The organism is Clostridium sp. CCUG 7971 (assembly GCF_017590215.1).
In the GTDB taxonomy this organism is placed as follows: domain Bacteria; phylum Bacillota; class Clostridia; order Peptostreptococcales; family Peptostreptococcaceae; genus Faecalimicrobium.
On the sequence record NZ_JAFFPK010000031.1, the window covers coordinates 1 to 17,785 of the forward strand.

General features: G+C 27.6%; 22 protein-coding genes. All 22 read left to right on the forward strand.

Features of this window, described 5'->3' with window-relative positions; genetic code table 11:
* Window positions 1-118: 118 nt before the first annotated feature.
* Entirely contained in the window at window positions 119-1,087 is a 969-nt protein-coding gene (spoIIIAA, locus tag JWF52_RS04180; RefSeq protein ID WP_208332100.1) for a stage III sporulation protein AA, read from the forward strand.
* Window positions 1,077-1,598: a stage III sporulation protein AB gene (gene spoIIIAB / locus JWF52_RS04185; protein WP_208332101.1), complete on the forward strand. Its 522-nt coding sequence runs from the start codon at window positions 1,077-1,079 to the stop codon at window positions 1,596-1,598. Before spoIIIAA ends, spoIIIAB begins: the two co-directional genes overlap by 11 nt.
* Window positions 1,599-1,607: 9 nt before the next feature.
* Complete coding sequence (gene spoIIIAC, locus JWF52_RS04190) at window positions 1,608-1,805, forward strand: stage III sporulation protein AC (protein WP_042271848.1); 198 nt, start codon at window positions 1,608-1,610, stop codon at window positions 1,803-1,805.
* Window positions 1,806-1,829: 24 nt separating this feature from the next.
* Complete coding sequence (spoIIIAD, locus tag JWF52_RS04195; RefSeq protein WP_242824042.1) at window positions 1,830-2,207, forward strand: stage III sporulation protein AD; 378 nt, start codon at window positions 1,830-1,832, stop codon at window positions 2,205-2,207.
* Between the two features lie 14 nt (window positions 2,208-2,221).
* A complete protein-coding gene (locus tag JWF52_RS19205) occupies window positions 2,222-2,371 on the forward strand; it encodes a hypothetical protein (RefSeq protein WP_286183996.1) in 150 nt (49 codons plus the stop codon).
* 23 nt (window positions 2,372-2,394) lie between these two features.
* Window positions 2,395-3,405: a stage III sporulation protein AE gene (spoIIIAE, locus tag JWF52_RS04200; protein WP_353654868.1), complete on the forward strand. Its 1,011-nt coding sequence runs from the start codon at window positions 2,395-2,397 to the stop codon at window positions 3,403-3,405.
* A gap of 12 nt (window positions 3,406-3,417) precedes the next feature.
* Complete coding sequence (locus tag JWF52_RS04205) at window positions 3,418-4,002, forward strand: stage III sporulation protein AF (protein WP_208332102.1); 585 nt, start codon at window positions 3,418-3,420, stop codon at window positions 4,000-4,002.
* A gap of 14 nt (window positions 4,003-4,016) precedes the next feature.
* Window positions 4,017-4,565 carry a SpoIIIAG-related protein gene (locus JWF52_RS04210; protein ID WP_208332103.1) on the forward strand — a complete coding sequence of 183 codons (549 nt, stop codon included), beginning with the start codon at window positions 4,017-4,019 and terminating at the stop codon, window positions 4,563-4,565.
* A 25-nt stretch (window positions 4,566-4,590) separates the two neighbouring features.
* Window positions 4,591-5,259 (forward strand): SpoIIIAH-like family protein, encoded by a 669-nt coding sequence (locus JWF52_RS04215; protein WP_208332104.1) that lies wholly within the window; start codon window positions 4,591-4,593, stop codon window positions 5,257-5,259.
* Window positions 5,260-5,399: 140 nt separating this feature from the next.
* Complete coding sequence (locus JWF52_RS04220; RefSeq protein WP_208332105.1) at window positions 5,400-5,762, forward strand: Asp23/Gls24 family envelope stress response protein; 363 nt, start codon at window positions 5,400-5,402, stop codon at window positions 5,760-5,762.
* Window positions 5,763-5,840: 78 nt separating this feature from the next.
* The gene (gene nusB / locus JWF52_RS04225) at window positions 5,841-6,344 is read left to right on the forward strand and encodes a transcription antitermination factor NusB (protein WP_208332106.1); all 504 of its coding nucleotides are present in this window, start codon (window positions 5,841-5,843) and stop codon (window positions 6,342-6,344) included.
* Window positions 6,325-7,305, forward strand: coding sequence for a Kae1-like domain-containing protein (locus tag JWF52_RS04230; RefSeq protein WP_208332107.1), 981 nt, complete (start codon window positions 6,325-6,327; stop codon window positions 7,303-7,305). The genes nusB and JWF52_RS04230 overlap by 20 nt, the downstream gene beginning before the upstream one ends.
* A 2-nt stretch (window positions 7,306-7,307) precedes the next feature.
* Entirely contained in the window at window positions 7,308-8,513 is a 1,206-nt protein-coding gene (gene xseA / locus JWF52_RS04235; RefSeq protein ID WP_208332108.1) for an exodeoxyribonuclease VII large subunit, read from the forward strand.
* Window positions 8,514-8,515: 2 nt separating this feature from the next.
* The gene (xseB, locus tag JWF52_RS04240) at window positions 8,516-8,731 is read left to right on the forward strand and encodes an exodeoxyribonuclease VII small subunit (protein ID WP_042271876.1); all 216 of its coding nucleotides are present in this window, start codon (window positions 8,516-8,518) and stop codon (window positions 8,729-8,731) included.
* 2 nt (window positions 8,732-8,733) lie between these two features.
* The gene (locus JWF52_RS04245; RefSeq protein ID WP_208332109.1) at window positions 8,734-9,621 is read left to right on the forward strand and encodes a polyprenyl synthetase family protein; all 888 of its coding nucleotides are present in this window, start codon (window positions 8,734-8,736) and stop codon (window positions 9,619-9,621) included.
* Window positions 9,622-9,630: 9 nt separating this feature from the next.
* The gene (locus JWF52_RS04250) at window positions 9,631-10,068 is read left to right on the forward strand and encodes a divergent PAP2 family protein (protein WP_208332110.1); all 438 of its coding nucleotides are present in this window, start codon (window positions 9,631-9,633) and stop codon (window positions 10,066-10,068) included.
* A gap of 185 nt (window positions 10,069-10,253) precedes the next feature.
* Window positions 10,254-12,110 carry a 1-deoxy-D-xylulose-5-phosphate synthase gene (gene dxs / locus JWF52_RS04255; protein ID WP_208332111.1) on the forward strand — a complete coding sequence of 619 codons (1,857 nt, stop codon included), beginning with the start codon at window positions 10,254-10,256 and terminating at the stop codon, window positions 12,108-12,110.
* Window positions 12,111-12,127: 17 nt separating this feature from the next.
* Window positions 12,128-12,937 carry a TlyA family RNA methyltransferase gene (locus tag JWF52_RS04260; RefSeq protein WP_208332112.1) on the forward strand — a complete coding sequence of 270 codons (810 nt, stop codon included), beginning with the start codon at window positions 12,128-12,130 and terminating at the stop codon, window positions 12,935-12,937.
* Between the two features lie 77 nt (window positions 12,938-13,014).
* Complete coding sequence (gene recN, locus JWF52_RS04265) at window positions 13,015-14,697, forward strand: DNA repair protein RecN (RefSeq protein WP_208332113.1); 1,683 nt, start codon at window positions 13,015-13,017, stop codon at window positions 14,695-14,697.
* 109 nt (window positions 14,698-14,806) lie between these two features.
* A complete protein-coding gene (locus JWF52_RS04270) occupies window positions 14,807-15,847 on the forward strand; it encodes a SpoIVB peptidase S55 domain-containing protein (RefSeq protein ID WP_208332114.1) in 1,041 nt (346 codons plus the stop codon).
* A gap of 106 nt (window positions 15,848-15,953) precedes the next feature.
* Complete coding sequence (gene spo0A / locus JWF52_RS04275; RefSeq protein WP_042271891.1) at window positions 15,954-16,781, forward strand: sporulation transcription factor Spo0A; 828 nt, start codon at window positions 15,954-15,956, stop codon at window positions 16,779-16,781.
* Between the two features lie 126 nt (window positions 16,782-16,907).
* The gene (locus JWF52_RS04280) at window positions 16,908-17,783 is read left to right on the forward strand and encodes a CCA tRNA nucleotidyltransferase (protein WP_208332115.1); all 876 of its coding nucleotides are present in this window, start codon (window positions 16,908-16,910) and stop codon (window positions 17,781-17,783) included.
* Window positions 17,784-17,785 lie beyond the last annotated feature (2 nt).

The following is a 17,785-nucleotide window of genomic DNA, read 5'->3' on the forward strand; positions in this document are numbered from 1 at the left end:
CTCTATAGGATACATTTTAATGAGAAAATCTTTAGGGGTATTTTTTATTTTATTTTTGTAATATTTTTATGAATTTATAAATAGAATTATATAAACAAACAAGAGAGGAGGACAAGGTATGAAAAAACTTTGTGATGAGATAATAAACTCGCTTTCAATGAACTTAAGAGAAAAAATTAAAAATATTTCAAATGATAATGTAAGTATAGAAGAAATTAGACTTAGGTCAAATAAGCCATTAATAGTAAATGCAAATAATAAAGACTACTTCTATAATCTAAATTCAAATAAGTTAGATTTAAATATGGACAATCCATATATAGTGAGTAAAGAAGATGTAGAACAAACATTTCAAATAATATGTAAATATTCAATCCATTCTTTTATGGATGATATTAAAAAAGGATTTATAACACTTAGGGGAGGGCATAGAGTAGGATTAGTTGGAAAAGCAATAGTTGAAGATGGACAAGTTAAGAACATAAAGCATATATCTTCACTTAATATAAGGGTTTCTAGAGAAATAATTGGATGTTCAGATAAAATATTATCTCATATTATAAGGGGAGAAAATCAAGTAAATAATACTTTGATAATATCTCCGCCTCAATGTGGTAAGACAACTTTAGTTAGAGATATAGTAAGAAATTTAAGTAACGGAAATAAAAATTATGGATTTAAGGGCATAAAGGTAGCATTAATAGATGAGCGTAATGAAATATCAGGGTCATACCTAGGTCAGCCTCAGATGGATATAGGTATTAGAACAGATATAATAGAGACTTGTCCAAAAGACTTAGGTATTACAATGCTACTTAGATCAATGTCTCCAAATCTTATAGTAACAGATGAAATAGGAAATATGGAGGAAATAAAGGCTTTGTATACAGCTTTAAATGGAGGGGTAAGTTTAATTACTACAGTCCATGGTGACTCAATAGAGGATATAAAAAGTAGAAAAGAGCTAAGTTGTTTATTAGATAAAGAACTATTTACAAAAGTAATCATATTATCGGCTAAAAAGGGTCCTGGAACCATAGAAAAAATATATGATTTAGAAGAAAAGAGATGGTATTTTGCAAATTAAAATAATTATTATAGGTATTTTAGTTGGATGTAGTTATTTAATAGGAGAACATATTTATAAAGCTTATACAAATAGGCATAAACAGCTAAATGACCTCATAAGAATATTAGAGATAATAAGAATGGATTTATCTTTTGGGTTATATACATTAGAGGAAATATTTAAAAGAATTGGTGAAAAAACAGAGTATTGCACATCAAAATTTTTTAAGAGTATGGAATATGAGCTACATAACAATCAAAGTAAGGTATTAGATGAAATTTTAAATGACAATATAGGGATTTTAATAAAAGAAACTTACCTACAAAATAAGGAGGTTGATGAATTAAAAAAACTTATACTTACTTTAGGAAAGAGCGACATAGAATCTCAAACAAGAATGATAGATTTATCTGTTGAAAACTTCAAGGCATTAACTAAAGAGACTAAAGAGGATGTAGAAAAAAAAGGTACAGTCTATCGAAAATTATCTACCGTAATAGGATTAATAATAGGAATAATTTTAATATAGGGGGGAGCTATGGATATATCTTTAATAATAAAGGTTGCAGGAATTGGTTTATTAATATCAGTCCTTAATATGCTTTTAGAAAAAACAGATAGAAAAGATTGGGCATCATTTACAACATTAGCGGGAGTAATAATTGTATTAAGTATGGTACTAGGGGAGATAGGTAATTTATTTAATGCAGTTAAAACAATGTTTCAACTTTACTAAAGAGGAGGCGATATTTTGGAAGTTATGCAATTAGTAGGGATTGCAATAATATCAACGACACTCTGTTTAGTAATAAAAAAGGACAGACCAGAAATAGCAATGTTTATAGCAATACTTACAGGAATAACAATATTATTATCAGTAATATTTAAGCTTAATTTTATAGTAGAAAGTATACAAGATTTGGCACAAAGAGCCAATATTCCTACTATGTACATATCTTTAATAATAAAATTAATTGGGATAGCATATCTTATGGAGTTTGCCATACAACTTTGCAAAGATTGTGGGGAAGGCAATATTGCTTCTAAACTAGAGTTTGGAGGGAAAATAATAGTTATGACAATGTCATTTCCCATACTGTTATCAATTGTAGAAATGGTACTAAATATTATCCCATAGGAGAATGGTTACTTATGAAAAAAATATTTTCAAGCATAGTATTAGCCATACTTTTAGTATTTGGATCTTTTATGGTTTGCTTTGCAAATGATAAAAAGGAAGAAAACTATGGTGAAACTAAAAAAAGTATAGATAAATATATTGATGGGCAATTAGAAAAATAAATTTAGATGAAATACAAGGTTATATAAAAGAATCTACAGCTCTAGATAATGTAAGTCTAAAAACATTTATAAAAGAGCTTGTCAGTGGAGATAAAACAATGTTGGACTTATTTAACAAAGAGGGAATCAAGTTAATGATATTTGATGAAGTTAAGTCTAGTATAAAGGTAGCCACCATAATTTTAGTATTAGCATTATTATCATCAGTTTTAAAAAGTTTGGACAATTCTTTTTCATCAGGTGCAGTTAGCCAAATAACTACATATATAGTATTTATAACAATGGTTTCACTTACATTAATAGGATTTAAAGATGTACTTGAAATATGTAATAACACCATAAATTCAACAGTTGGTCTTATGCAAGTTATAATGCCGGTATTAATAACATTATTAGTATTAATTGGATTTCCGATCACATCGACAGTGTTAAATCCAATATTTATAGGTGGAGTAACATTTATAAATGTTGTATTCAAAAACTTTTTATTTGTATCAATTGCAGTTGCTTTTGCAATTTTAGTCGTAAACAACTTATCTAAAAATATTAAACTAAAAAAATTATCATCATTTATAAAGCAAATAAATTTAGTGTCTTTAGGAGCGATGTTTACCATATATTTAGGGCTTGTTTCAATGCAAGGTTTATATGTAACAAACATTGATAACTTTACAGTAAAGACAGCTAAATATGCTATAGGAAATTTTATACCAGTTGTAGGTGGATTTGTATCAGATTCAGTTGATATATTATTATCCTCATCTCAACTTATAAAAGGTGTATTTGGTGGATTAGGGCTTGTTTTATTAGTTGGAATTTGCTTAGTACCTGTAATAAAAATATTATCAATAATAGTTGTATATAAGGTTTCTGCAATAGTAGTAGAACCTATAGGAGAAGAAGGTATATCAAGTTTTTTAAATGAAGTTGCAAACTTAATGGTAATAATGCTTGCATGTATAATAGCTATAACAATAATGTTTTTTGTAACAGTAGCAGTATTAACTTCAATAAGTGTAGTAGCTCAAGGATAGAGGAGGAGCTATATGATAGATAACATAAAAATGTGGATTATAACTATTTTAATAGGAGCATTTATAGTAAATATAGTAAATATGATTTTGCCTGAATCTAAAATAAAGCCATATATAAATTTAGTACTTAATTTTATATTTGTGTTTATTGTACTAACTCCAGTAATAGGATTTTTTTCAAAGGATATTAGCCTAGAGGATAAAATATTGCAATCTATGAGTCACTATAATAAAGAATATGTAGATAGTATAAATACACTGGCTGATAAAACAGGCAATAATAGCTTATCAAAAGGATATGAAAATGGATTAAAAGATGTATTAAAACTTAAATTAGATGAATACGGTTATGAGCTTGATGATATAGAATTTAACGGATCAGAAATAGGAAATATTAAAGTAAAAGAAAAAAATAATAGTAATAAAAGTCAAAATGAGGACATACAATCTAATGAAAAAGAAAAATCTAAACAAGTATTTAAAGAAAAGGATGCACCAAAAGAAAAGGAGCATGAACTTAATCTAAATGAAAATAAGTTAAAAGAAGATTTAGTAAAAATACTTGATGTATCAATTGAAACTATAGAAATTGATTAATAGGGGTTGGGTGAATGTTTAAAAACTTAAATGAAAAAGATAAGAAAAAGATATACTCACTATTATCTTTAGGGGTTATATGTGCTATAGCGCTTATAGTATTGCCGGGCTTTTCTAATGATAAAAAAGGTGAAGAAGAAAAAAATGCTAAGACTGATAAACAGACAGAAGCATCAAAGGAAAATAAAAATGACGCTATAGAAACAAAACTAAAAAATATACTATCAAAAATAGAGGGAGCTGGAGATGTTGATGTAATGATAACATTTGAATCTAGTGAGGAGATTCAACCGGCATTTAACTCTAATTCAAACACAGAAAAAACGCAAGAAACAGATGCGCAAGGTGGAGAAAGAACAGTAACGACATCTAGCGAAAATAAAACTATGATAACATCTGGTTCAAATAACCCTGTAGTACTAAAAACCAATGAGGCTAAAATAAAAGGGGTTATAGTGGTATCAAGTGGAGCTAGTGATTCGCGTGTTAAAGAAACTCTTTATAGCGCAGTACAAACAGCATTACAAGTATCAGGACATCAAGTAGAAGTATATACTAAATAATTATATTAAACTTGGGGGGATAAAAATGAGATTCAATTATAAGGGAAGAGGATTTGTAGTAATAAGTTTATCAGCAATGCTAGTTGTATTAGGAGTAGTTAATTATAAGTTCAGTCAAAAGTCTGTACTTGAAACGTCTAAAGAAATGAAGGCATATGAACAAGCTCAAATGAAAAAAAATGAAGATAGCGAAAATAATAAAGAAGCTAAAAGAGAAGCAAGTAAAGAAGATGTAGAAGTTGAAGTAGTAGATAGTAAAACTAACAAAATAAATGAAAAAGCTACAGAAACTAGTAAGGAAATAAAAAGCCAATTAACATCAGAAAAAAATATGAAAAAAGCTACATATATATTAGATATGAAAATGACTAGAGAAAAACAAAGAAATGAGTTAACTCAAGACTTAAATGAAATGATAAATAATCCATCTACAACTGAAGAATCTAGAAAAGAAGCTTCATCAATGAAACTTCAATTAGTTAAAGATCAAGAAACAGAACTAAAAATAGAAAATTTACTAAGCGCTAAAGGATTTGAAGATGCACTAGTGTACATAAGCAGTGAAAATGTAAATGTTGTTGTAAATGAAGAAAAATTAGACAAAGCAGATGCAGCTAAAGTATTTGACTTAGTAGCAGAACAAGCAAGTGTAAAATATGAAAATATAAAATTAATGAATAATAATCAAAATTAGAAATAAAATAATCCTAAATATCTTAAGAAAATATATAAACCTCAGAATATAACTGAGGTTATTTTCTTGCAAAGTTCATTTGTATTTGGTATTATTATACTTATAAAATAGTTCCTTAAAATAAGGGGGTAGTCTTTATCATGGAAAATAACAATTTTGGACAAGTGAAAATATCTAATGAAGTTATTGCTACTATAGCAGGACTTGCAGCTTTAGAGGTTGAAGGCGTAGAAACGAATACAACATTCACAGATAAATTACTTAAAAATAATGGCGTAAAAATACAAATAGAAGAAGAGGAAGTTAACTTAGATGTAATGGTTATGATAGACTACGGTGTATCTATACCTGACATAGCTTTTAAGATTCAAGAAAATGTAGCTAATACTGTTGAAACAATGACAGGATTAAAAGTTTCTCAAGTGAATATACATGTTCAAGGAGTCAGCTTTAAAAGAGAAAAGGCTGAGAAAGAAGAAGCTAAGCAAATCAAAAAAAGTTAATACATACCCTCTGAAAAATCAGAGGGTTTTTTCTTGCTTAATGTGCGCATAATAGGAATTGAAGGAGGATTACAACCAATGAGAAACGATAAGGCAAAAAAAGTAACAAGTAGAGAATATATGATGAAATTAATATATCAAGCGGATTTAACTAAAGAAGATATGGGTGATATATTAGATAGTTTTTTAAATAATAACTTTGAATATATAGTTAATAGATATGAAGAACTTAGATTACAATACTCTAATAATCCGGAAATAGAACTTGGAACATTAGAATTAGAAAATGTAATAGATAAAGATTATATGAAAAATATGTGCGGTTACTTAAAAGAAAACAATGATAAAATAAATGAATTAATAAACCAATATGCTAAGAACTGGACAGTAGACAGAATGCCAAAGGTAGATGCATCTATATTAAAGTTAGCGGTATGTGAAATTTTATTTGCTAAAGAAATACCAAATAAAGTTTCTATAAATGAAGCAGTAGAAATTTCAAAAATATACTGTGATGACAAAGCTCCTAAGTTTATAAACGGAATATTAGGAAGTGTTGTTAATGAACTTTCAGGAAAATAATATAATAATCGGAATAGATACTAGCTGCTATACAACTTCTATAGCAGCTATATCTTTAGGTAAAAAAGTAATTTTTAATAAAAAAATTATGCTAAAGGTAAAAGAAAATGGAAATGGGCTTAGACAAAGTGAAGCTGTATTTCAGCATATTAATAACTTAGGAGAATTAAGCTTGGAAATAAAAGAGCTTACTAAAAACTATAATATAGTAGGTATATGTGTATCAAATAAACCAAGGCCAGTAAAGGATTCATATATGCCAGTATTTATGGCAGGATATAATTTTGCGAAATTGTCATCTAGCATGATTAAGTGTCCATTATATGTAACTAGTCATCAAGAAAATCATATAGAATCAAGTCTTTTAATAAACGAAATAAAAAATAAAGAAAAGTTTTTATCTGTTCATATGTCTGGAGGTACTACGGAAATACTTTTGATAAATGAAAATAAAGATAAAACTAATTCCAAGTATAGTATAGATATAGTTGGGGGAAGTAAAGATATAAGTTTTGGGCAGTTTATAGATAGAGTAGGTGTAAAGCTTGGATATAAATTTCCAGCTGGAAAATACATAGATGAATCTGCTATGAAATGTAAAGAAAAAATAAAACAAGGTCTAAAAACTTCTGTAAAAGAAGGTTATATGAATTTATCAGGTCTTGAAAATCAAATATATAAAATTATAAATGATGAAAGCGAAGAATATATATCTAAATTAGTACTAGATTCAGTTGTTAGAAATATGTATAAGTCTATACTATATATAAGTGAAAAATATAATGTAAATGAGGTTGTATTTGCAGGAGGAGTATCGGCAAGTAAGTATATATCAAAAGAATTAAGCTTAAAGCTAAAAAAGCATAAAGTAGATACATATTTTACAAAGCCTGAGTATGCAACTGACAATGGTATAGGATGTGCTATAATAGGCTTAGATAAGCAAATTTTAGGAGAATAAAAATGAAACTAAGAGCTTTAGATATAAGTGAAGCAAACTCATATATAAAAAGAATTTTAAGTAATGACCCAATATTATATAATTTAAAAGTTAAAGGAGAAATATCAAATTTTAAAGTACACACTAGTGGTAATGTTTATTTATCATTAAAAGATGAAAATTCTAAATTAAATTGTGTAATATTTAGAAATAACTATGATCCTACAATGAAGCTAAATAATGGGGTAAAAGTTATAGCTGACGGGTATATATCTGTTTATGAAAGAGATGGTTCATACCAATTATATATAAATAGTGTAGAGATAGAAGGAATAGGAAACTTATATATAGAGTTTAATAAGCTAAAAGAGAAGTTAAGTAAAGAAGGTTTATTTGATACAAAGCATAAAAAAACTATACCTAAAATTCCAAATTCAATAGGAGTTGTAACATCTCCAACTGGAGCTGTTATAAGAGATATAATAAATGTTATAAAAAGGAGATACCCTAAGGTTAGCATTAAACTTTATCCAGTAAATGTTCAAGGTGATAGATCTAAGTATGATATATGCGAAGGTATTAAATTTTTCAACGAAAGAGATAATGTAGATACCATAATTGTTGGAAGAGGTGGAGGATCTATAGAAGAACTTTGGTCATTTAATGAGGAAATTGTTGCTAGAGCAGTATTTGAATCAGAAATTCCTATAATATCAGCAGTAGGCCATGAAACAGATTTTACTATATGTGATTTTGTATCTGACATGAGGGCGCCGACACCTTCTGCAGCAGCAGAGATAGCAACTCCATCACTAGATGATATAAATTATAAGCTTGAAAATATAAAAAACAGAATGAATAAGTCATTAATAAATAATATCCAAGTTAATGAATATAAATTAAATTCAACATTTGATAAAATAAATGGTTACCTAGAATCATACATCATAAGAGATAAAATTATACAATTAGACAAAATATATGATAAAATAAGTTCTGAGATAGAAAATAATATATACAAAAAAACGGAAAAACTTTCAAATGTAGGAGCTATACTTCATAATCTAAGCCCACTTGCTACAATAGATAGAGGATATAGTATAGTTCAAAAAGATGGAGAAGTTATAAATAGTGTACAAGAATTAAAATTCAAAGACGATATAGATATAGTATTAAAAGATGGAAATATAGAGTGTATTGTAGAGAAAATTAAAAATAAAGAGGTATAAATATGAATTTAACATATGAACAAGCCTATAAGAAATTGGAAGAAATATTAGAAAAATTAGAATCTAAAGGTGCTAGCTTAGATGAATCATTAAGTTTATATGAAGAAGGTATCAGTCTTTATAAACATTGCAATAAACTTTTAGAAGATGCACAGCTTAAAATAAGTAAATTTACTCAATTGGGAATAGAAGAAGATTTAGATATGAGGGAGGAATAAACATGGAGTTTAAACAATCTCTAAAGGAAAGAGCTAATTATATAGAAGAGCTATTAAATATATATATGCCTAAAGAAGAAGGATATCAAAAGACTATTATGGAGTCTATGAATTATAGTTTAAGAGCTGGAGGAAAAAGGTTAAGGCCTATTTTGACACTAGAAGCATGTAAAATTGTAGGCGGTAATGAGAAAGATGCAATACCTTTTGCAGTTGCTATAGAAATGATACATACATATTCATTAATACATGATGATTTACCAGCACTTGATAATGATGATTTAAGAAGAGGAAGAAAAACTAACCATATAGTATACGGAGAAGATATGGCAATACTTGCAGGAGACGCTCTTTTAAATTATGCTTTTGAAATTATGCTTTCAAATTCAATAGAAAAGGAAAACCCTAGAGAATATTTAAAGGCTATAAATGAAATAGCAAAGTCATCGGGAATATATGGCATGATTGGTGGACAGGTAGTTGATGTTCAAAGCGAAAATAAACAAATACCTAAGGAAAAGTTAGATTATATACACAATAATAAAACAGCGGCAATAATAATTGGATGTATGAGAGCTGGAGCTATAATCGGTGATGCTAGCGAAGAAAATTTAGATAAGATAACAAAATATGCAAAAAATATAGGATTGTCATTCCAAATCGTAGATGACATATTAGACATAGTAGGTGACGAGGCAAAGCTAGGCAAAAAAGTTGGAAGTGATATAGACAATCATAAATCAACATATCCTTCTTTATTAGGTTTAGAAGAATCTAAAATAATTGCACATAAGTTAATAGAAGAAGCTAAAGATAATATAAAAGATATAGGGACTAATTCAGAGTTTCTAGTTGGCTTAGCAGATTATATAATAGATAGAGAATATTAAGGAGGATAAATGGACGTTTTTTCGGAGATTTTTAGCAACAGAGTTTTAGGAATAAGTATATATGCTTGTTTTTTAGCACAATTTTTTAAAATATTTACTGGAGAAGTTAAAAGAATTGATTTTTCAAGAATTTTTACTTCTGGAGGTATGCCAAGTTCTCATAGTTCCTTTGTAACAAGTCTAGCGACACTAGTAGGAATCGAACGAGGATTTAGTTCAACGGACTTTGCAATAGTAGCAGTATTTGCACTTATAATAATGTATGATGCGTCAGGTGTTAGAAGATCGGTAGGAAAGCAGGCTGCTATTTTAAATCAAATATTAGATGATTTACATCATAAAAAACATATAGAACAAAATAGATTAAAGGAGCTAGTAGGACATACTCCAAAAGAAGTTTTATTTGGAGCAATACTAGGAATTGTAACTGCCATAGTAATGTCTTAGTTTGAAAGAACATATACAATATGATATGATTTTTATATTTTAATATAGTTATAAAATGAATATAACTTAGTCAATACTAAGATATATTCATTTTGCGATTATGTAAAACTATGTAAAGAAAAAGTCTTCTCATAGAAGGCTTTTTTAAGTTAATAAAAATTTGATCAGTAAAAGGTGAGGATAGCATGTATAAATATTTAGATAAAGTAAATTCTCCAGATGATATAAAAGTTATGAGCATAGATGAAATGGATTTTTTAGCAAAGGATATAAGGAAATTTTTGGTAAGATCTGTTTCTCAAACCGGAGGTCATCTCGCATCTAACTTAGGTGTAGTAGAGTTAACCTTAGCACTTCATAAAGTATTTAATAGTCCAAAAGATAAAATAGTTTGGGATGTAGGTCATCAATCTTATGTACATAAGATTGTTACAGGCAGAAAGAATGACTTCATATCTTTAAGACAATTTAATGGATTAAGTGGATTTCCAAAGGAGAATGAAAGTCCTCATGATATATTTGACACTGGGCACAGTTCTACATCAATTTCAGTGGCTGAAGGTATTGCATGTGCTAGAGATATAAAAAATGAAGACAATAGTGTAATAGCAGTGATAGGAGATGGATCTATAACTGGTGGTATGGCTCTTGAAGGGCTTAATCATTTAGGATATACAAATACAGATATGATAGTTATTCTTAATGATAATGAAATGTCTATAGATAAAAATGTTGGCGGTATGTCAAAACATCTATCAAGCTTAATAAGAAATTCAACAATGAATAAAGTAAAAGATGAAGTTGAAAAAATATTAAGTGTAGCTCCAGGAGGGAACTTAATATCTAAGACTGCAAATAAAGTAAAAGATAGTATTATAGATAAGTTTACACCTCAAGAATGTGCATTTTTTGAGTCTATAGGTATAAAGTATTACGGTCCAATTGATGGTCATAACACTAAAGAATTAATAGAAATATTAAAAAAGGTAAAAAATCGCAAAGGTCCAACTTTAATTCATGTAATAACTAAAAAAGGTAAGGGATATAGATACGCAGAGGAAGCACCTGATAAATATCATGGTGTATCAAAATTTGATATAAAAGAAGGAATAAAAAGTTCAGGTACGAAATCAATATCTTCACAAGTAGGTGAGAAATTAGTACAAATGGCAGCTAATAATGATAATATTGTTGCAATAACTGCAGCTATGCCGTCTGGAACAGGACTTAATGTATTTGAAAAAGTATATCCTAAAAGGTTCTTTGATGTAGGTATAGCTGAACAACATGCAGCTACATTTGCAGCTGGACTTGCAAAAAATGGAATGAAGCCATACTTTGCAGTGTACTCTTCTTTCTTACAAAGAGGGTATGACCAACTTATACATGATGTATGTATAACAAAAAAACCTGTAACATTTCTTATAGATAGAGCTGGAATTGTAGGAAATGATGGAGAAACACACCATGGTATGTTTGATTTAAGTTACTTAAATATAGTTCCAAATATTATAGTAATGGCACCGAAAGATAGCAGGGAATTAAGTCTAATGATGGATTTATCTTTAGAATTAGATTCACCTTTAGCCATTAGATATCCAAGAGGAAATGCTTATGACATAGATTTAGGAGATTATAAGCCTATAAAATTAGGAAGTTATGAGGTTTTATCAGAAGGTAAGGATATAGCAATATTAGCAATAGGGACTATGGTTAAACATAGTATAGAAGCTAAAAAAATGCTATCAGAATCAGATATAAACCCTACCATAGTAAATGCAAGGTTTTTAAAACCTATGGATGAGGAGATATTACACTCTTTATTTAAAGAATATAAAACTATAGTTACAATAGAAGATAATGTAGTTGTTGGAGGATTTGGAAGTAGAATAAATAAATTTGCTATTGATAATGGATATAAATCTAAGATAGTAAATATAGGTCTTCCAGAAGAATTTGTACCGCATGGAAATGCAGACGACATCTATGAAAGTATAAATTTATCACCAAGTAAAATAGCAGATAAAATAAAAAGTTTATAAACAAGAAAGGTAACTTCATGAAAAAAAGAATAGATGTATTATTAGTAGAACAAGGTCATTTTGAAAGTAGAGAAAGAGCCAAAAGAGCTATAATGGCAGGTCTTGTATTTGTTAATGATCAAAGATGTGACAAAGCAGGAGTAGATGTAAATGATGATGCAAAGATAGAAGTTAAAGGTAATCCAATACCATATGCAAGTAGAGGTGGATTAAAGTTAGAAAAAGCTATGAAAAACTTTGATTTAAGCTTAGAAGGCAAGGTATGTATGGATATAGGTGCATCAACAGGAGGATTTACTGACTGTATGCTTCAAAATGGAGCAGTAAAAGTATTTTCTATAGATGTAGGATATGGGCAACTTGCTTGGAAATTAAGACAAGATGAAAGAGTTGTTTGTATGGAAAGAACTAATATAAGACATGTAACCATAGAAAACACAAAAGAGTTTGCAGATTTTGCATCAATAGATGTTTCATTTATATCTTTAAAACTAGTTCTTCCAAAGGCAAAAGAACTTACATGTCCTGGAGGAGAAGTAGTAGCATTAATAAAACCTCAATTTGAAGCAGGGAGAGAAAAAGTAGGTAAAAAAGGTGTAGTTAGAGAAAAATCTACTCATATTGAAGTTATAGAAATGGTATCTAATTTTGCAGTGAAAAATGGATTTGAAATATTAGGCTTAGATTATTCTCCTATAAAAGGTCCAGAAGGCAATATAGAATACCTAATCCATTTAAGAAATGGAAATGAAGAATATACTTTTGATAGTGAAATTCATAGTAAAAAGATAGTAGAAGTTGTAGAAGCTTCTCATACTTTAGACTAGGCAAATTAAAAATAACTAGATACTAACATACAAATTATACAAATTATAAATTGTATATAAAAAGAGGGGGATTTAATTTGATCCTTGAACTATATATGAAAAATTGTGCTTTAGTCGAAGAATTAAGACTAAGCATTGATGAAAATTTAAATATATTAACAGGAGAAACAGGTTCAGGAAAATCTATAATAATAGATGCATTAGGACTTTGTTTAGGTGAAAAATATGATAGATCTTTCCTAAGAAAAGGAACGGAAAAGGGATTAGTAGAAGCTATATTTCAATGCCAAAATGTTAACCTAAAACAAGTTTTAAATGAAAATGATATAGAATTAGAAGATGATAATTTACTAGTAATAACAAGAGTTATATATTCAGATGGAAAAAGTGTTGCAAGAGTAAATGGAAGAACTGTTAAAATGTCTGTACTTAAGGATATATCAAAAACACTAATAGATGTTCATGGTCAACATCAAACTCAAGCGTTATTTAATAAAGAAACACATTTAGAATTTTTAGATTTATTTGGAGAAAATGAATTAGAAGAATTTAAAGTTGATTATAAAGATATATACCGTAAGTATAGTGAAGTTAAAAGAGCATTAAATACACTAACTGAAAATAAAGATGATATGCAAATTCAAAGAGAAATTGATTTGTTGAAATTTCAAATAAATGAAATTGAAGCTGCAAATTTAAGTAAAAATGAATATGAAGAACTATTAAAACAAAGAGATGTTTATAGAAATAGCGAAAAAATATATAGCAACTTAAATTTAACTTATCAACATTTATATGAGGGAAGTGTAAATGCAGTTGATTTAATAGGAAATGCAGTTAGCGAATTAAGTTCTATATCTCAATATGATAAAGCATTAAGTGATTACAATAATGATATAGAAAGAATAATGTATGAACTTCAAGATATATCTAGAGATATAAGAAATTATAAAGATAGTATAGATTTTGAACCATATGAATTAGAACAGATAGAGACTAGAGTTGATGAAATCAATAACCTAAGAAGGAAATATGGGGAAGATATAGACGAAATCTTTGAATATTATAATAAAACTAAAGCTAGATTAGATGAAATATTAAATAGAGATGAAAAAGTAGAAGAGTTAAAGTCCGAAATAATAAAATTAGAAAAAGTTCTTTTAGAAAAAGCAAATAATCTAACAAATGAAAGATTAAAAGTAGCATCAAAGTTAGAAGCAGTTTTATTAGACGAATTAAAAAGCTTAAATATGAAAAACGTAGTATTTAAGGTTAACTTTAAAGATAGTTCATTTACTGCAAATGGAAAAGATGATATTGAATTTATGATATCATTTAACTTAGGTGAAGATATTAAACCAATATACAAAGTTGCATCAGGTGGAGAGATGTCTAGATTTATGCTTGCATTTAAGACAATACTAGCAGATATAGATCAAATAGATACATTAGTATTTGATGAAATAGATACAGGGATAAGTGGAATAGCGGCTCAAATTGTAGGTGAAAAACTTAGTAATATAGGTAAGAAAAAACAAATTATATGTATAACTCATTTACCTCAGATTGCAGCAAATGCAGATACTCATTATTGTATAGAAAAAAGTACTTCAAATGATAGAACCTTTACCACTATAAAAAAACTTAATCATGATCAAAAGCGTGATGAGATAGCAAGACTTATAGCAGGAAGTAATATAACAGAAAAAACAATGGAACATGCCAGTGAAATAATAGAATTAGCAAAAAGAAGCCTTTAAGGCTTCTTTTTTTATTTCTATTATATTAGAAAAAGTAAATAATAAGGGAATAAATTTTTCATACCAAGGAATGCTAAATACATAAAATAGAAATCAGGGAGCGGGTAAAATGAAAAATATTAAAAGTAATAAATTAGTATTATTTATAGCAATATTCAGTTTTATATTTTTAGGATTTAAATTTTTAAATGAAAAATATATGCAATCTGGTATTGAAACACTAAATTTAAGTGAAGGTGATAAAAAAAAATATGTGTATCCATTTGGAAAAGTAGTAGGGGTTAAGGCTGATACAGATGGAGTGTTAGTAGTAGGATATGAAAAAGATGATATTGAGTATATAGGTAATCTTAAAAGAGGAGATAATATAGTAAAAATAAATGGACAGGAAATAAAAAATACTGAACAAGTAAAAGAAATTTTAAAAGAAACTAAAAAAGATAAAATAGAAGTAGTATTTGAAAGAGATAATAAATATTTGAAAGAAAATTTAAAATTAAAAAAAGAAAATGGAAAATCTAAATTAGGTTTATGGGTAAGAGACAGAATATCTGGGATAGGAACAGTAACATTTTATGACCCAGAAAATGATAAATTTAAGGCAATAGGACATGCTATTACAGATGTAGACATAAATGAATTATTAAGAATAAAACAAGGATACATATATAACCCCACAAGTCTTAAAATAATAAAGGGAAATGACAATAAAGTTGGACACATAAAAGGTGAATTTAGTACAGAAAGTCCAATAGGAAAGTTTTCTGAAAACTCTAATTTTGGAATAAGCGGAAGTATGATAGGAAAAAAAAATAAATTTACACAATTAATAGAAGTAGGAAATTCTAAAGATGTAAAATTAGGAAAAGCATATATTTTATTTGAAGATGAAAATAGAAATATAATAAGTTATGATATAGAAATAAAGAGTATATTAAGTGATAAAAATAATGATAGGGATATGGTAATCCAAGTGATAGACCCAAAGTTGATTGATTATACAGGTGGAATTGTTCAAGGTATGAGTGGATCGCCCATAATACAAAATAATAAAATAATTGGTGCAATAACTCATGTTTTTAAAGATAATCCTAAAAAAGGTTATGGTATTTTTATAAGTGAGATGATAGAATTAGATAAGAGATATTAAAAAAAACAAAACTTGTAGAAGGAATATAATTTTAGTATGTCGAATATGCTTAGTAGTGAAAAACTTTTGATATTATTATATATAAAAAAGATAATATGTTTTATTAATGGGGGGAATTTTAGTGAACGAAAAAATTAAAATAGTTTTAGCCGATGATAATAAGGATTTCTGTCAAGTCCTAAAGGAGTATTTATCTAATGAAAATGATATAGAAATATTAGGTATTGCAAAAGACGGGATAGAAGCGTTAGACTTAGTACAAAGAACGCAACCAGATTTATTAGTATTAGATGTTATAATGCCACACTTAGATGGTTTAGGGGTTATAGAAAAATTAAATGCTATGAATATACCTAAAATGCCAAAAATAATAGTTTTATCAGCAGTAGGTCAAGATAAGATAACACAAAGTGCTATAAACTTAGGAGCAGATTACTATATAGTTAAACCTTTTGATTTTGTAATATTTATAAATAGAATAAGAGAATTAGTGTCAAATAGGGTAAGCCATATAGAAACAAAGCCTAAAAGTCATGCTGATATACAAATGACAAGAAGTGACTTTGTTAAAAATGTAGGAAATATAGAAACAGAAATAACTAATATAATACATGAAATAGGTGTACCAGCTCATATAAAAGGGTATTTATATTTAAGAGAAGCTATAAAAATGGTTATAGAAAATGTTGAATTGTTAGGAGCTGTAACAAAAGAATTATATCCTAGTATAGCTAAGAAGTTTAATACTACTCCAAGTAGAGTAGAAAGAGCTATAAGACATGCGATAGAAGTTGCATGGAGTAGAGGTAAAGTTGATACAATAAACCAATTATTTGGATATACAGTTCATAATACTAAAGGAAAGCCAACTAACTCTGAATTTATAGCAATGATAGCAGATAAATTAAGATTAGAACACAGTATGGTAAAATAATTATATAAAGAAAAAAGCCTTCTAGATAAAAGAAGGCTTTATTTATGCCTAAGTATATAAATAGTAAAACTACATAAAATTTATATAAAATACAGTGTTTTCATTATTGTATATAAGGAGAAAAATATGAAAATAAATCTACCTAAAAAAGTTGAATTTATAATTAATAAGATATATGAAAATGGATATGAAGCTTTTATAGTCGGTGGATGTGTAAGGGATTATATTTTAAATTTAGAGCCTAGTGATTATGATATAGCTACCAATGCTACACCAAAGAAAATATTAGAAATATTTAAAGAGTATAAAACTATAGAAACGGGAATAAAGCATGGGACTGTAAGCGTCATAGTTAATAAAGAACTATATGAAATAACTACATATAGACTTGAAAGTGAATATGAGGGTAATAGAAGGCCTAAAAGTGTAGAATTTACATCAAATATTTATCATGATTTAAAAAGAAGAGATTTTACTATAAACGCAATGGCATACAACGATAAAGTAGGATTAATTGATAAATTTGATGGAGTAAATGATATAAAAAGAAAAATTATAAAAACAGTAGGAAACCCAAATGAAAGATTTAACGAAGATGGATTGAGAATAGTAAGAGCTATTAGATTTAGCGCAAAATTGGGATTTGAAATTGAAGAAAATACTTTAAATAGTATATATAAAAATGCGAGTATAATTAAAAACATAAGTATAGAGAGAATAACAGATGAATTTAATAAAATAATACTAAGTAAAAATCCTAAAATGATTATTATTTTATACAAAACTAAAATTTTAAAATATTTAGGTATTAAACTTGATTTAGATAAAGATGAAAAATATATATTTGAAAACAAGCTAGATATATTATCTAAGTGTAGTAATAGCTTAGAAGAACGTTTAGTTATGTTAGAATATTTAATTATAAATAGAAAAGAAAATGAAGTTAGTTATGAAGAAGATAAAAGTATAATTAATTTACTTAGATACTCAAAAAAACTATAGAT

What these genes read in the sequence shown, in the direction of transcription:
- JWF52_RS04215 (WP_208332104.1), top strand. Translation starts at nt 4,591, where the DNA reads ATGAGATTCAATTATAAGGGAAGAGGATTTGTAGTAATAAGTTTATCA.
- JWF52_RS04245 (WP_208332109.1), top strand. Translation starts at nt 8,734, where the DNA reads ATGGAGTTTAAACAATCTCTAAAGGAAAGAGCTAATTATATAGAAGAG.
- JWF52_RS04280 (WP_208332115.1), top strand. Translation starts at nt 16,908, where the DNA reads ATGAAAATAAATCTACCTAAAAAAGTTGAATTTATAATTAATAAGATA.
- xseA (WP_208332108.1), top strand. Translation starts at nt 7,308, where the DNA reads ATGAAACTAAGAGCTTTAGATATAAGTGAAGCAAACTCATATATAAAA.
- JWF52_RS19205 (WP_286183996.1), top strand. Translation starts at nt 2,222, where the DNA reads ATGAAAAAAATATTTTCAAGCATAGTATTAGCCATACTTTTAGTATTT.
- JWF52_RS04260 (WP_208332112.1), top strand. Translation starts at nt 12,128, where the DNA reads ATGAAAAAAAGAATAGATGTATTATTAGTAGAACAAGGTCATTTTGAA.
- spoIIIAC (WP_042271848.1), top strand. Translation starts at nt 1,608, where the DNA reads ATGGATATATCTTTAATAATAAAGGTTGCAGGAATTGGTTTATTAATA.
- dxs (WP_208332111.1), top strand. Translation starts at nt 10,254, where the DNA reads ATGTATAAATATTTAGATAAAGTAAATTCTCCAGATGATATAAAAGTT.
- spo0A (WP_042271891.1), top strand. Translation starts at nt 15,954, where the DNA reads ATGGGGGGAATTTTAGTGAACGAAAAAATTAAAATAGTTTTAGCCGAT.
- spoIIIAD (WP_242824042.1), top strand. Translation starts at nt 1,830, where the DNA reads ATGCAATTAGTAGGGATTGCAATAATATCAACGACACTCTGTTTAGTA.
- nusB (WP_208332106.1), top strand. Translation starts at nt 5,841, where the DNA reads ATGAGAAACGATAAGGCAAAAAAAGTAACAAGTAGAGAATATATGATG.
- JWF52_RS04270 (WP_208332114.1), top strand. Translation starts at nt 14,807, where the DNA reads ATGAAAAATATTAAAAGTAATAAATTAGTATTATTTATAGCAATATTC.
- JWF52_RS04230 (WP_208332107.1), top strand. Translation starts at nt 6,325, where the DNA reads ATGAACTTTCAGGAAAATAATATAATAATCGGAATAGATACTAGCTGC.
- JWF52_RS04205 (WP_208332102.1), top strand. Translation starts at nt 3,418, where the DNA reads ATGATAGATAACATAAAAATGTGGATTATAACTATTTTAATAGGAGCA.
- spoIIIAA (WP_208332100.1), top strand. Translation starts at nt 119, where the DNA reads ATGAAAAAACTTTGTGATGAGATAATAAACTCGCTTTCAATGAACTTA.
- xseB (WP_042271876.1), top strand. Translation starts at nt 8,516, where the DNA reads ATGAATTTAACATATGAACAAGCCTATAAGAAATTGGAAGAAATATTA.
- JWF52_RS04220 (WP_208332105.1), top strand. Translation starts at nt 5,400, where the DNA reads ATGGAAAATAACAATTTTGGACAAGTGAAAATATCTAATGAAGTTATT.
- JWF52_RS04210 (WP_208332103.1), top strand. Translation starts at nt 4,017, where the DNA reads ATGTTTAAAAACTTAAATGAAAAAGATAAGAAAAAGATATACTCACTA.
- JWF52_RS04250 (WP_208332110.1), top strand. Translation starts at nt 9,631, where the DNA reads ATGGACGTTTTTTCGGAGATTTTTAGCAACAGAGTTTTAGGAATAAGT.